The 14,004-nt window shown below is 39.2% G+C and carries 12 protein-coding genes; 4 read left to right on the top strand and 8 right to left on the bottom strand.

Going from position 1 to position 14,004, the window contains the following annotated elements:
• Positions 1-5 precede the first annotated feature (5 nt).
• The 4 genes from HW120_RS16995 (at position 6) to HW120_RS17010 (ending at position 3,987) form a co-directional block, all read left to right on the top strand.
• Positions 6-1,082, top strand: a complete 1,077-nt coding sequence (locus tag HW120_RS16995; protein ID WP_177735782.1) for an ABC transporter permease — start codon at positions 6-8, stop codon at positions 1,080-1,082.
• Positions 1,083-1,142: 60 nt separating this feature from the next.
• Positions 1,143-1,643 (top strand): TlpA family protein disulfide reductase, encoded by a 501-nt coding sequence (locus tag HW120_RS17000; protein WP_177735784.1) that lies wholly within the window; start codon positions 1,143-1,145, stop codon positions 1,641-1,643.
• Positions 1,643-2,395 carry a triose-phosphate isomerase gene (gene tpiA / locus HW120_RS17005; RefSeq protein WP_177735786.1) on the top strand — a complete coding sequence of 251 codons (753 nt, stop codon included), beginning with the start codon at positions 1,643-1,645 and terminating at the stop codon, positions 2,393-2,395. The genes HW120_RS17000 and tpiA overlap by 1 nt, the downstream gene beginning before the upstream one ends.
• A gap of 149 nt (positions 2,396-2,544) precedes the next feature.
• Complete coding sequence (locus HW120_RS17010; protein ID WP_177735788.1) at positions 2,545-3,987, top strand: hypothetical protein; 1,443 nt, start codon at positions 2,545-2,547, stop codon at positions 3,985-3,987.
• Positions 3,988-4,092: 105 nt separating this feature from the next.
• Here the strand turns inward: HW120_RS17010 and HW120_RS17015 are convergent, their stop codons facing one another.
• From HW120_RS17015 to gyrB, 8 genes are all read right to left on the bottom strand, one after another.
• The gene (locus tag HW120_RS17015) at positions 4,093-4,803 is read right to left on the bottom strand and encodes a hypothetical protein (protein ID WP_177735791.1); all 711 of its coding nucleotides are present in this window, start codon (positions 4,801-4,803) and stop codon (positions 4,093-4,095) included.
• Positions 4,800-5,405, bottom strand: coding sequence for a hypothetical protein (locus HW120_RS17020; protein ID WP_177735793.1), 606 nt, complete (start codon positions 5,403-5,405; stop codon positions 4,800-4,802). Before HW120_RS17020 ends, HW120_RS17015 begins: the two co-directional genes overlap by 4 nt.
• 41 nt (positions 5,406-5,446) lie before the next feature.
• The gene (locus tag HW120_RS17025; RefSeq protein ID WP_218618734.1) at positions 5,447-6,343 is read right to left on the bottom strand and encodes an ATP-grasp domain-containing protein; all 897 of its coding nucleotides are present in this window, start codon (positions 6,341-6,343) and stop codon (positions 5,447-5,449) included.
• 209 nt (positions 6,344-6,552) lie between these two features.
• Positions 6,553-6,948 carry an ExbD/TolR family protein gene (locus HW120_RS17030; RefSeq protein ID WP_177735794.1) on the bottom strand — a complete coding sequence of 132 codons (396 nt, stop codon included), beginning with the start codon at positions 6,946-6,948 and terminating at the stop codon, positions 6,553-6,555.
• Positions 6,948-7,652: a MotA/TolQ/ExbB proton channel family protein gene (locus HW120_RS17035; protein ID WP_177735795.1), complete on the bottom strand. Its 705-nt coding sequence runs from the start codon at positions 7,650-7,652 to the stop codon at positions 6,948-6,950. The genes HW120_RS17030 and HW120_RS17035 overlap by 1 nt, the downstream gene beginning before the upstream one ends.
• A gap of 178 nt (positions 7,653-7,830) precedes the next feature.
• Positions 7,831-10,788 carry a protein translocase subunit SecDF gene (gene secDF, locus HW120_RS17040; RefSeq protein ID WP_177735796.1) on the bottom strand — a complete coding sequence of 986 codons (2,958 nt, stop codon included), beginning with the start codon at positions 10,786-10,788 and terminating at the stop codon, positions 7,831-7,833.
• Positions 10,789-10,927: 139 nt separating this feature from the next.
• Positions 10,928-11,863, bottom strand: coding sequence for a malate dehydrogenase (gene mdh, locus HW120_RS17045; RefSeq protein ID WP_177735797.1), 936 nt, complete (start codon positions 11,861-11,863; stop codon positions 10,928-10,930).
• A 152-nt stretch (positions 11,864-12,015) separates the two neighbouring features.
• Complete coding sequence (gyrB, locus tag HW120_RS17050; RefSeq protein WP_177735798.1) at positions 12,016-13,956, bottom strand: DNA topoisomerase (ATP-hydrolyzing) subunit B; 1,941 nt, start codon at positions 13,954-13,956, stop codon at positions 12,016-12,018.
• Between the last annotated feature and the right edge of the window lie 48 nt (positions 13,957-14,004).

The raw sequence follows: 14,004 nt of genomic DNA on the forward strand, positions 1-14,004 counted from the left end.
TTTACATGATACAATACCTGTTCCATAAAATCGGATATGCACTGTTAACACTTTTCGGAGTGATAACAGTCATATTCTTTTTATTCAATGTCCTGCCCGGCGATCCGGCACGAATGATGCTCGATCAGAATGAAAATTCAGAGCAGCTGGCGCTGGTTAAAAAGAAATACGGTTTCGACAAACCGGTTGGAACACAATACCTTTACTATCTGAACGACTTGTCCCCCATTTCGTTTCACAGCAAAAACAGCGATGAATACACCTTCCTTTCCGAAGGAAAATACAATGCTGTTTCCCTGTTTGCCATTGGCAGCAACCAGGTGGTTTTAAAAACCCCTTATTTAAGGGAAAGTTTCCAGAAAAGCGGAAAAAAAGTATCGCAGGTTATCGGAGATACCCTGCCCAATACGGCAGTTCTGGCTTTCTTTGCCATTGTGATCGCGATCGTTATCGGAATCATACTGGGTGTGGTTTCCGCCATTTATAAAGATACCTGGCTGGATCGTTTTATTGCTTTGGTGAGCACTTTAGGAATGAGTATTCCTTCTTTTTTCAGTGCTATCTTATTTGCCTGGTTTTTTGGTTTTCTGCTGCACCGTTATACGCATTTAAACATGACCGGAAGCCTGTATGAAGTAGACGATTTTGGAAACGGAACTTACATTCAGTGGAAAAACATTATACTGCCGGCTGTTGTTTTAGGAATCCGCCCTTTGGGTGTTGTGATTCAGCTGATGCGAAACTCTTTGCTGGAAGTCATGAGCCAGGATTACATCCGTACCGCCCGTGCCAAAGGTTTAAGTGAAATCCGCATTATCCGGAAACACGCGCTGAAAAACGCTTTAAATCCGGTAGTTACCGCTATATCCGGCTGGTTTGCCTCCATGTTGGCCGGAGCCGTTTTTGTCGAATATATCTTCGGATGGAACGGTCTTGGAAAAGAAATTGTTGATGCCCTGAATACCCTGGATTTACCGGTAATTATGGGTGCTGTTCTGGTTATTGCGGCAACTTTTGTCGTGATCAACATCCTGGTAGACATCATTTATGCTTATCTGGATCCGAAAATCAAATTACAATAACATTTTCTTCACATAAGATTTTATACTTTTATAGCTGAAATAAATTTTAAACCCCATTTTATGAGAAACATAATTGCCTTCGTTTTAACTTTGTTTATGACAATTGGCTGTACCAATGCACAAACACCGAAAGAATTCTCCAAAGAGAGTCTGGATTACAAAATGGTTACCCCGGAGGGTAGCGAGATCAGCTTTAAAGATGTTTTAAAGAAATACAAAGGCAAAACCGTAGTGGTTGACGTTTGGGCTTCCTGGTGCCCGGACTGTATTAAAGGCATGCCGAAAGTGGTGAACCTACAAAATGAATTTACAGATGTAGTGTACCTTTTCATTTCTGCCGATAAAACACCGGAAGCCTGGAAAAAAGGTATTGAAAAATACAATGTAAAAGGTGAACACTACCTGTTAACCGACGGTATGAAAGGTGCTTTTGGCAAATCGATAAAACTGGACTGGATTCCCCGCTATATGGTAGTGGACAAAAAAGGAAAAATTGCGTTATTCAAAGCTATTGAAGCTGACGATGAAACGCTGATTACGACATTAAAAACTTTAAAATAATGAGACATAGTATTGTTGCAGGAAACTGGAAAATGCACAAAAATGCATTTGAAACCGAAGACTTATTAAACGAATTAATCGACAAACTTCCTGCTGATAAAGAGGTAGAGATTATTGTTGCGCCAACGTTTGTAAACCTGGCTTCGGCCGTGCAACATTTAGAATTCACCAATATTGGCGTGGCTGCACAAAACATGCACCAGGCTGAAGGTGGTGCTTTTACCGGCGAAATTTCTGCCGACATGTTAAAAAGCATCGGTGTGAGCACTGTGATACTGGGGCACTCCGAAAGACGTGCTTATTTCCATGAAACGGATGCGTTATTAGCCAATAAGGCCGATACAGCCTTAAAACACGACATGCGTATTATTTTTTGTTTTGGAGAAGAACTAAAAGACCGCCAAAGCAAACAGCATTTCAATATTGTTGAAAACCAGCTGAAAGACGGTTTGTTCCATCTGGATGCCAAAGCCTGGGAAAACATTGTGCTGGCTTATGAGCCGGTTTGGGCTATCGGAACCGGAGAAACAGCAACACCGGATCAGGCTCAGGAAATGCACCAGTTTATCCGTCAGACCATAGCCGACAAATACGGCAAGGAAGTGGCAGAAAACGTATCTATTTTGTACGGTGGCAGCGTTAAACCTGAAAATGCGAAAGAAATTTTCTCGAAACCGGATGTAGACGGCGGACTGATTGGCGGTGCGGCATTAAAAGCTGACGATTTTGCAGCAATAGCCAGCGCGGTATAAAGGCCACTCAAAATACAATATTAAAAAACACTCGTTATTCGCGAGTGTTTTTTTTCGTTATTTCTACATATAAATCAATATGTTATGAAATTTTATATCCTATATTTGGTGCTTTAGTTATTATCCTCAATTAATCCTAAAATCCAAACATGAAAAAAATTATTCTTCTCCTTCTTTTATGCCCCCTGATTTCTTTTTCCCAAAAGATCAAAACAAAAAAAGACCGTGTTCTGATTGATGAAAAAGAAGTTGCCATCCTGAAAGATCAGGTTCGTGACCAGTATGAATTATTCGACTTAAACGGCGTAAAACAATTTACCGTGGAATACAAAGGTATGTCGGAAGGGCAAACCATTATCAACCAATGGCTGCTTGTTACTTCTGCCGACGGTTCCCAGCAAACAGAAATCCCTTATGAGGTATTGATCAATTCGTTGAGCCCAACGAAAATAGTACTGCATTTACTAACTGTCAAGTACGGCTTATTTGACGCTAACGGTTTCAACAAACAGAAAATAGAGGCTTTCTTTGCCACGAAAAGAGAAAGCATCAGCGATAAATCCCTGAAAGCAAAAGTAGAAGCGGTGGCTTCCAAAAAAGACAAACAGGATAAAATAGCCCGATACAAACCTTTTGTTAAAAACGACGGTACGATCCTTTTTGGCGGAACAGCCGGTACCACTATTGTAGGAAAAGCAATTTCGTCTGGCTATACCGCTTTTGGCAGCAATAACACCATCAGCATTTACGATCTGGACAACGTTCTGGTGGCGACGGCTAATGCTACCGGTAATGCCAATAATGATGTAAACGTAACCCTGTTTAACGACAGTAAGTTTACCTATCAGGCAGAAAAGCGTTTTGGACCCGATAATACCATTTTCATTAAAGACCTTGTAGGCGAACTGGTTTACCGCGATATTACTTTAGGACATCAGGCGAAAACCTACAACCGCAACCTGATGAATGAAAAAATAAAGCTGGCGAAAGACAGAAGTAAAAACATTTACAACGTGAAAGGTTATGCCATTGATGAAAAAGGGGTAAAATACAGCGGTACGTTAACCGCCCAGTTTGAAAAACTGGATATTAACCAGACCGGCGATACCCAGGTAGTGGATGCTATTGACAATTATGGTAAAAACGTTTCGGTTAAATACCTGAATGAAAAAGGAAAAGAGCGTACCATTACCCTATCGGCAAAAGACAATACTACATTTTATGTTATCAATGAAGACGGTACCGAAACCCGTTACCAGGGCATGAAAGTAAAAGGGGATGCCATGAAAAAGTTATCGAACGCGATGTCATTGGGTTTTAACAATGCTTATTTCTACAAAACTTTATACACCAGTAAAGACAACACTCTTTTGGTGGATCCGGTTGAAGAAGACCGTTTTGTAATCCGGTTAAAGAACAAGGATGTGGGTCAGATGATCGACAAAAGAAACAACGATAAATTGTCGACAGAACTGGCAGAATACCTGTCCGGTTGTAAAAAGTTAGCTGCAGAGATTAAAAATGGTGCTTTTGATTTGAAAAACACAGAAAATCTTATTAATATTGTTAACGAATACAATGATTGCAAATAAAAAATTAACACCCTCCTGAAAAACGCCCGTAAATACGGGCGTTTTTTATTAAAAATACAATTTCATTTATCGGAATTTCAGAAAACAAAAACCCTCGTTCCCTGTTTATTCTGAGAAAAGGAAGAACGGTTTTTCAAAAGGGTTTTTCATCTGAAAATCTGCCGGCGGCAATGTGGCTTCCTTTTTTGTTTTATACAAGGCTATATTTTTTAGTGTAACGGCACCGTTAACCGCAAAACCAAATTTCCCTCCTGCTTTAAGAATCGCAGCCGTATCGGTATACACTATTACCGCTTCGTTATTAAGCCATACAAACAGCTGGTTTCCGGCTTTTTGAATTTTCCAGTCCAGCCAGCGGTATTCCATCAGGAATTTCACCTTGGGAAGTTTCCCGATATTTCCGGTACTTTCGATATATCGTGTTGCAGGATGCTTATACAGCGAACGATCTTCTATCGCTACCCGGTCTTCAAGCTGGTTTAACAATATCCCCACATATTTTTCTTCGTGAAGGTTGGTAATCACTTCAAACAAATAGGCATTTGGATCGACTAAGGTCGAAAAGGTCAGGATATAATTCTCAGGTAATGTTTTATTACTGACCAGTATAGCCCACTCTTTGTTTCGGGTTCCTATAACCGCCCCTTCTTTAACCTGCCAATCGCCATTTACTGTATTCCATTTTTTGCTAAGCTGCTGCTTTGTGAAGTTTTCCTGAAACACACTTCTGGTTTGTGCTCCGGTATTCTGTAAACCGGTAATCGCGAGTATCCAAAACAACAGGACGGCAATTTTATTGCTGCTTTTCATTTTCATTGGGTATTGTTATTCTTTACCGGCCTAAGCAGGTATTTTTCTGCAAATGCGGTAATATCAAAATCTTTAAAGCTCAGGGTGCCACATTGTGTTTTAAAGATATTGCCGACTTCCGGCGAATAGAACCGCTCCAGGTATAACATTCCGTCATTTTGATCCGGGCTGAAAACAGCAAAAAACTGGCCTTTATTGAATACGTTGTAATAGATAACGATATCCTGATCCATACTCATTACGCCGCCTTCATTCGTTCCGCCAAAAGACGGCATCGGGCGGTATTCCCTGTTAAACATCTTGTCGTTGTTTGCAATTTCCTTCAATGCTCCGTTTACGCGCTGTAACAACAGTGCTTTGGCTCCGCCTCCTTCCCTGACCTGTATGGACAGGTAGTAATCCTGAAAACCACGCGGTGCATATCTCAGATAGGAAAGTCCAACATAACCTTTTGCGATATGCCTGTCAAGTATTGTTTTTGTATTTTCCTGTCCTAGTGTTTTATTCGCCGTAACCAAAAGCATCACCACCAGCAATAGTTGTATTGCAGTGCTTGAAAACACTACCGGAACGGTAAAAAAGCCGTTCCCGATTATTTCCTTCCTCATTATTATTCCTTTCCTTTTACTATAATTTAGACTGTGAGCAACTATAACAATGCCATTAGCGCTTCATAATACAGTGCTAAGCCTTCCGGATGTTTTTCCAGAAACAGGAACGGTTCGATCAGTTCCAATTCCATTAACAAAAAGGTCCCGTTTGCAATAATACCATCCACACGGGCATACAGGCATCCTTTTGCAAATTTATCGACATATAGCTGTGCCGTTTCAATATACTGTTTATCGATTGCTTCGTCATGGATCGTGCCGCCGTAATAATGCTGTATCCTGAAGTCGCCCGACTTTGGTTTTTTTACAATACAATGACTGTATTTTCCGTTAAAGAACAAAAAGGACCACTCGCCTTCCGTCTGGATTTCTTTCATAAAAGGCTGGGCAATAAAAGCTTCCTCTACTAACAAGGCATGACCGTCTTTCTGAATTGACGCACAATTTTCCGGAGTAATCACCATCGTATTTTTCGCTCCGGCACTGATGCAGGGTTTGAAGATAATTTTATCACTGTTGAAGTGTCTGAAAAACATTTCAAAATCCGGTTTTTCTCCTTTTTCTATAAAAAGTGACGGAATAACGCCGAGCCCGGCTGTTGCAATATCATTCAGATAATGTTTGTCGCTATTCCATTTTACAACGGTGTACGGATTGAGTATTTGTATGCCAAGGTTGTGCAACCGGTCCAGCCAGGCTGTAAATTCCCGGATCTTGTCGTGATAGTCCCAGGGCGCTTTCAGAATAACCGTTTTATAATCTGCCCAATTCACCTTAGAATCGGTCCATATTTCGCGGGTAATGTCCAGCCCTTTTTCCTGCAGATAGTGTAATAAAAGTGTGTCTTCATCTGCAACATCTGCCGTTATATAGCGTTGCTGAATTTCATAACAAACGTAAGCTATTTTCATATTGTCTTCCTTAATAGTAAGCATTAAACGGAGTATTGTATGGTTTTAAACACCGCCATACCGTTGCCGGCCTCCATCTATAAAGTTCTGACATTTTTTGCTATTTTATACGTTTTTTTCTATAAAAAAGCGGTTTCCGGATATGCATTTAACGGAAGTGGTTTCCGGTTCTGTAACAGAAAAAAAAGGGTACCATTCTAAAATAAAAAAATCCCGTTTAAACGGGATTTTCTTTAGCTTTTTGCTGTGGCAATTACAAATTTGAGTTTGTTTCGCACACCTATCTGTAACAAGTCCACCAGGTCCTGAACCTGTAAATTATACGGTATTCTTACTACTATGGTCTGTTCTTTCTGTGTTCCAAGCTTTTCCAGCAGCTTTGTTTCCAGTTCCTCAAACGGCACTTCCTGTTTGTCTACAAAATAGTGCTTGTCTTCGGTTACGGAAAGGCTGATAAACTGCTTGTTCGTTGTTTCTTTTGCTTCTGCTTTGGGCAGCATCAGATTGATAACATTCGGATTTGCCAAAGTGGAGATAATCAAAAAGAACAACAGTAAAAAGAACATAATATCACTCAAAGCAGAGGAAGCTACTTCGGCGTGAAAACGTCTGTTTCTTTTAATTCTCATTATTTATTCGGCTGTTGAATTATATTAATAAACTCTAATCCCTGACGTTGTACATTTAATGAAAAATGGTCGATCATCATATTGAAAAAGTGATAGGCTGCATACGCAATAACCCCAACAATTAATCCTAAACCACTACTGATCATTTTTTCATATAAACCACCTGAAATATTACCGATACTGATATTTTCAGTAATGGAGATCGTATAGAAAATTTTAATTACCCCGGAAATCGTTCCGATAAATCCTAAGATTGGTGCAATACCGGCTACAATACCCAGGTATCCTAATTTCTTTTCCATCAACCCCATTTCAATATTGGCGCTTTTTTCAATGGCCAGATCTATTTCATTAATCGGACGCCCGATAGTGTTCACCCCATTCTTAAGAACGGTTCCGTAGGCTGTATTTGATTTTTCACAGATCATCGCTGCCGACTGTATATTACCGGAGTTCAGCTGGTATTTTAATTCATTAAGCAACGAATTGTCCATTTTGGTTTGCTTCTTAATGTATAAATATCGTTCGATGATGATATAAAGTGTCAGGAAGAAAAGAATGAAAATGGGAAGTACCATGACCCCGCCTTTCATGATCAGCTGGAAAAAATTAACCGATTCAACCGCTGTATTGGCTACTACTGGTTCATTTACAACTGGTTCGGCGGAAACAGGATTAGCTTGCAATAAAAAATTAAAAATCATGTTTTATAAGTCGTTTTATTTGGGTTAAATATAAGTATTTGCTTTTTAAAATAGCAACTACTATACCATAAATAACGAAATTTAATGCCAAAGCGTATTTTTCCGTTTAAAAAATTTCACATACAAAAAGAGCCCGTATAAAACGGGCTCTTCTATTATTGATAAACGGAATACGTTATTATTCTTCCGTTTTGTTGTGACGAACTTCAATTTCTTCTCTTTCTTTCTTCGTAACCGTATCACAAAGAACCGGTGTAGCGATGAATAATGAAGAATAAGTACCCACTGTAATACCCACTAACATTGCAAAGATAAATCCACGGATTGACTCACCTCCGAAGATGAACATGATTAACAATACCAAAATCATTGTTAAAGATGTATTGATTGTTCTGGACAATGTAGTATTAATAGAGGTATTTACGATATCGTTGAAATGTCCTTTCGTATTACCTGCGATATACTCACGTACCCTGTCGAATACAATTACGGTATCGTTCATCGAGTATCCGATTACTGTTAGAATCGCAGCGATAAAGTGCTGGTCCATTTCCATGTGGAATGGCATGAATTTATAACAGAAAGAGTAGATACCCAATACGAAGATAACGTCGTGTGCTACCGCTGCAATAGCTCCTAATGAGTACTGCCATTTTCTAAAAGAAACCATTAAGTAAAGGAATACAATTGCCATTGATCCTAAAACTGCCCAGTAAGAGTTTGTTTTAATATCGTCTGAAACTGCCGCACTTACTTTTGAAGCCTGTAATACCCCGATTTTCTTACCGTCGAAAGTATTGATGAATTTGTCATACGTTAAGTCCTGAGAATAGTATTTCTTCAAGGCGTTGTATAATTTTTCATTTACTTCTTTATCAACTTCAGAACCGGTTTCCTGTACTTTATATTTCGTTGTAATTTTCAGCTGATTTGCATCACCGAATACTTTTGCTTCCGCACTACCAAAAACTTCTTCTTTCGATAAAGCATCCGCAATTTCAGAAGGCTCAATTACTTTTTCAAATTTAACCTGGAATGTTCTACCTCCTACGAAGTCAACACCTTCATCCAATCCGTTAATCGCGAACGACACACAGCTTAATACCACTACTAAACCAGAGAATAAATACGTCCATTTTTTAATTCCTAAGAAATCGAAATGGAAGTTTGTAAACCAGTTTTTAGTAATTGATGTTGAGAAATGCAATTTATCACCTCGGCTAACGCTCCAGTCTAATAACATTCTTGTAATGAAGATCGACGTAAATAATGAGGTAATAATACCAATTAATAATGTTGTAGCAAATCCTTTAATAGGTCCTGTTCCAAAAATCAATAGTACTAAACCGGTAAGGATGTGTGTAACGTTTGCATCGGTAATAGACGACATTGCTCCTCTCCATGTGAACGAGAACCGAACGGCTTCATCTAACGATTTTCCAAGCCTTAATTCTTCTTTTGCTCTTTCATAGATAATGATGTTCGCATCCACTGCCGTACCCATCGTTAATACGATACCTGCAATACCCGGTAAGGTTAATACCGCACCTAAGCTTGCCAAAATTCCGAATAAGAACAATAAGTTAACGATCAACGCGATGTTTGCAAACCAACCTGCTTTTCCATAATAGAATACCATCCATAGGGATACTAATAATAAACCTACTAATGAGGATGTAATACCGTTATCGATAGCTTCCTGTCCTAATGACGGACCTACCACTTCCGATTGTACAATTTCTGCAGAAGCCGGCAGTTTACCTGCTCTTAAAATGTTTGCTAAGTCTTTTGTCTCAGCTACGTCGAATACACCTGAAATTTCAGAACGTCCTCCTGCAATTGGTCCTGAAGATACTCCCGGAGCAGAATAAACGATGTTGTCTAAAACAATCGCAATATTACTTTGTTGTGTATATGCTTTTCCTGTTAGTTCTTCCCATTTTCTTGCACCGGTTGCATTCATCTGCATTGTTACAGACGGGCGACCCATCTGGTCAAATGATTCTCTTGCATCCGTAATAACACCACCACTCATTGGAGGAATACCTTCTCTGTTTGCTTTTAAAGCATACAATTCAATTACGTTTGGTGATTTAGGGTTTAATTTACCCCATGCAAAACGAACATAACGTTGCTCTGCCGGTAATAAAGAACGGATATCATCTCTTTTTAAATAAGAGTTGATTTTTGCAGTATCTTTAGGATTAAAGTAAGCCAATACCGGGCTTCCCTGTTGTCCTCCACCTACAGCCAAATCCAATAAAGGATTGTTTCCTTTTTTAGCTGCTGCAGAATCTTTTGCTTTATTGGTTAACAATGAATCGATATCTGAAGTTTTTGGTGCTTCTTTCGTTTCAACTGTTGCTTTTTCTGTTTTTTTCAGTACTTCATTAGCTGCTAAAAGGAAGTTTCCGATTTCGTCAGACTTGTATGTTTCCCAAAATTCTAATTGTGCAGTACTTTGTAATAATTTCTTAATACGATCTACATCTTTTGCTCCCGGAAGCTCTACTAAGATTCTTCCAGATTCTCCTAATTTCTGGATATTAGGCTGTGTTACTCCAAATTTGTCGATACGCTCTCTTAATACTCTAAAAGCACTTTCTACAGACTCGTCAACTTTTTTTCTAAGTACTGTTTTCACCTGAGCGTCGGACATATCAAATTTGATTACATCACTTAAATTTCTGTTTCCAAAAATTTCCGGTGAAGCCAATTTTGTTGTTCCGTTTGCCTCTTTGTCAAAAGCAACGAAGAAAGCATCCAGATAACTTTGGTTTCCTTCTCTGTTTTTAGTTGCTTCAGCAATCGCTTTATTGAAAACTGGATTTTTTGAATTATTCGCCAATCCTTTCAATACGTCTTTAACTGAAATTTGAAGAATTACGTTAATTCCTCCTTCAAGGTCAAGACCTTTGTTAATTTGTTTAGCTCTTACTTCATCAAAAGTATGACCTAAAAAAACTTTTTCTTTACTAATAGAATCAAGGTAAGACAATTCTTTCTTAGAATCGCCATTAGCAAACGCCTTAGCCTTGCTCTCGATATTATTGGTAACAAATGTGAAGGAAAGTTGGTAAATACTTACCAATGCAAAAAGTATTGCAAAAAATTTAATGAGTCCTTTATTCTGCATTATTACTAAAAATTAATTATTCATTTTTTTCAAAAACGAGCAAATATATAATTTACCAAAAGATTAACCAATTAATTTGCTAATATTATCAAAAAAAAAGACTGCTTTCGGCAGCCTTTCGGTATTTATGAATGAATGTTTATACTAAAACTGATTTTAAATCGGCGTTCATCGCACGAACCGCATCGGCACTCTTGGCAAAAAGTGCTTTTTCGGCATCATTTAATGCGATATTCACAATTTCTTCTACACCGTTTTTACCGATGATACACGGAACACCGATGCAAATATCCTGCTGACCGTATTCTCCTTCCAGATATACCGAACAAGGAATCATTCGCTTCTGATCATTCAGAATACTGTCTACTAAGAAGGCTACAGAAGCTCCCGGCGCATACCAGGCAGATGTTCCCAGCAATCCTGTTAAAGTCGCTCCGCCTACCATAGTATCGGCCGCAACTTTATCCAGCACATCCTGAGCTAAAAAGTCGGAAACCGGGCTACCGTTGTAAGAAGCCAGACGGGTTAACGGAATCATCGTTGTATCGCCGTGACCACCTATTACCATACCCTGAACGTCATTTGACGGCTTATCCAAAGCTTTGGACAAATAATATTTAAAACGGGAACTATCCAGCGCACCACCCATACCAATGATTCTGTTTTTTGGCAATCCGGTAGCTTTCAGCGTTAAATAGGTCATCGTATCCATAGGATTGGAAACCACTACAATAATGGTATCCGGAGAATATTTCAGTACATTTTCCGCAACCGATTTTACAATCCCTGCATTAATCCCGATTAATTCCTCACGGGTCATTCCCGGTTTTCTAGGGATTCCCGAAGTAATCACCACAACATCACTTCCTGCTGTTTTCGAATAATCGTTTGTACTTCCTGAAACTTTTGTATTAAATCCTGTTGTTGTGGCGCATTGCATGATATCCATCGCTTTACCTTCGGCAAAACCTTCTTTGATATCCAAAAGAACCACTTCGCTTGCAATTCCTCTATAAGAGATAACGTCCGCACAAGTCGCTCCTACATTACCTGCGCCCACTATTGTTACTTTCATAATATTCTAAATAAGTATTAAATTAATATGTTTTTATTGAGAAAACCAATATACAAATTTTATGTACGCAAAACACATAACCCCAAAAAAATACCGGTTTTTTTAAACAAAAAAGGATGTCATTTTCTGACACCCTTTTTTCTATTCTTTCACTAAGCATCAATCTTAGCGTAAACTGCATTTTTCTCAATAAATTCTCTACGAGGCGGTACTTCATCACCCATCAGCATCGAGAAAACCCTATCGGCTTCCGCCAGACTGTCAATAGATACCTGACGCAGCGTACGGAATTCCGGATTCATGGTTGTTTCCCATAACTGCTCCGCGTTCATCTCTCCAAGACCTTTATAACGCTGGATATTGGTTCCACCGTTCATTCTTTCTGAAATTTCATCACGCTGCGCATCCGTCCACGCATATTCTTTTTTGGTCCCTTTTTTCACCATATATAAAGGTGGGGTAGCAATATATACATAACCGTTTTCGATAAGCTCCTTCATATAACGGAAGAAGAACGTTAAAATAAGTGTAGAAATGTGACTACCATCAACGTCGGCATCACACATGATCACTACTTTATGGTAACGTAATTTTTCAAGGTTCAATGCTTTACTGTCTTCAGCAGTACCAATGGTCACTCCTAAAGCGGTAAAGATATTTCGGATCTCTTCGTTTTCAAATACTTTGTGATGCATTGCTTTTTCAACGTTCAGAATCTTACCACGCAATGGTAAAATCGCCTGGAAAGCACGGTCACGACCTTGTTTTGCCGTTCCACCCGCCGAGTCTCCCTCGACAAGGAATACTTCACATTTTGCCGGATCCTGCTCAGAACAGTCGGATAATTTACCCGGTAATCCGCCACCGCCCATAACGGTTTTACGCTGCACCATTTCACGTGCTTTTTTAGCAGCATGACGTGCCTGTGCAGCCAAAATTACCTTCTGAACAATTATTTTCGCATCATTAGGATTTTCTTCAAGATAGTTTTCCAGCATTTCTGCCACCGCCTGACTTACCGGCGAAACCACTTCCCTGTTTCCTAATTTTGTTTTGGTCTGTCCCTCAAACTGAGGTTCCGAAACTTTAACCGATACAATTGCCGTTAATCCTTCACGGAAATCATCCCCGGAAATTTCGAATTTTAATTTTTCTAATAATCCGGATGCATCTGCATATTTTTTAAGGGTTCTTGTCAAACCGCTTCTAAATCCTTGTAAGTGCGTTCCTCCTTCGTGTGTATTGATATTGTTCACGTAAGAGAAAATGTTTTCAGAATAGCTGTTGTTGTAAATCAGCGCCACCTCAACCGGAACTTCTCCCTTATCGGTTTCCATACTGATCACATGCCCGATAATAGGCTCTCTGTTACCATCTAAAAACTTAACAAACTCTTTTAAACCTTCTTTGGAATGAAACGTTTCTCCGGCAAAATTCCCGTCTTTATCCGTTTCTCTTCTGTCAGTAAGTGTGATTGTAATTCCTTTGTTCAGGAAAGACAATTCACGCATACGTGCCGCCAAAGTATCATAAGAATACTCTGTTGTTTGTGTAAAAATGGTTCTGTCCGGTTTAAAGGTAACGATAGTACCTCTTTTTTCGGTTTCCCCTATTTGTTTAACCGGGTAAACGGCTTTACCTCTTTCGTATTCTTGCTCGTATATTTTTCCTTCTCTGTGAACAGTCGCACGCAAATGGTCGGATAATGCGTTAACACACGATACCCCAACCCCGTGTAAACCTCCGGAAACTTTATAGGAATCTTTATCAAATTTACCTCCTGCACCGATTTTCGTCATGACAACTTCCAATGCAGAAACACCTTCTTTCTTATGAATATCAACCGGAATACCACGACCGTTATCTTCAACGGTAACGGAATTATCTTCGTTAATGGTTACGTGTATAGTATCACAATGTCCAGCTAATGCCTCATCGATCGAGTTATCCACAACCTCATAAACCAAGTGGTGAAGACCTCTCGTTCCTACATCGCCAATATACATTGAGGGACGCATTCTAACGTGCTCCATCCCCTCAAGGGCCTGAATACTGTCTGCTGAATAATTGTTTTTCTTTACTTCTTCGCTCATAATTTATTTTCTAAAAAATGTAATTTTTCGTCTAACGAGCAAATATAT

The sequence above is a fragment of the Flavobacterium inviolabile genome, assembly GCF_013389455.1.
GTDB classification, from domain to species: domain Bacteria; phylum Bacteroidota; class Bacteroidia; order Flavobacteriales; family Flavobacteriaceae; genus Flavobacterium; species Flavobacterium inviolabile.

What these genes read in the sequence shown, in the direction of transcription:
- HW120_RS17020 (WP_177735793.1), bottom strand. Translation starts at nt 5,405, where the DNA reads ATGAGGAAGGAAATAATCGGGAACGGCTTTTTTACCGTTCCGGTAGTG.
- secDF (WP_177735796.1), bottom strand. Translation starts at nt 10,788, where the DNA reads ATGCAGAATAAAGGACTCATTAAATTTTTTGCAATACTTTTTGCATTG.
- HW120_RS17010 (WP_177735788.1), top strand. Translation starts at nt 2,545, where the DNA reads ATGAAAAAAATTATTCTTCTCCTTCTTTTATGCCCCCTGATTTCTTTT.
- HW120_RS17015 (WP_177735791.1), bottom strand. Translation starts at nt 4,803, where the DNA reads ATGAAAATGAAAAGCAGCAATAAAATTGCCGTCCTGTTGTTTTGGATA.
- mdh (WP_177735797.1), bottom strand. Translation starts at nt 11,863, where the DNA reads ATGAAAGTAACAATAGTGGGCGCAGGTAATGTAGGAGCGACTTGTGCG.
- gyrB (WP_177735798.1), bottom strand. Translation starts at nt 13,956, where the DNA reads ATGAGCGAAGAAGTAAAGAAAAACAATTATTCAGCAGACAGTATTCAG.
- HW120_RS17025 (WP_218618734.1), bottom strand. Translation starts at nt 6,343, where the DNA reads ATGCTTACTATTAAGGAAGACAATATGAAAATAGCTTACGTTTGTTAT.
- HW120_RS17035 (WP_177735795.1), bottom strand. Translation starts at nt 7,652, where the DNA reads ATGATTTTTAATTTTTTATTGCAAGCTAATCCTGTTTCCGCCGAACCA.
- tpiA (WP_177735786.1), top strand. Translation starts at nt 1,643, where the DNA reads ATGAGACATAGTATTGTTGCAGGAAACTGGAAAATGCACAAAAATGCA.
- HW120_RS17030 (WP_177735794.1), bottom strand. Translation starts at nt 6,948, where the DNA reads ATGAGAATTAAAAGAAACAGACGTTTTCACGCCGAAGTAGCTTCCTCT.
- HW120_RS16995 (WP_177735782.1), top strand. Translation starts at nt 6, where the DNA reads ATGATACAATACCTGTTCCATAAAATCGGATATGCACTGTTAACACTT.
- HW120_RS17000 (WP_177735784.1), top strand. Translation starts at nt 1,143, where the DNA reads ATGAGAAACATAATTGCCTTCGTTTTAACTTTGTTTATGACAATTGGC.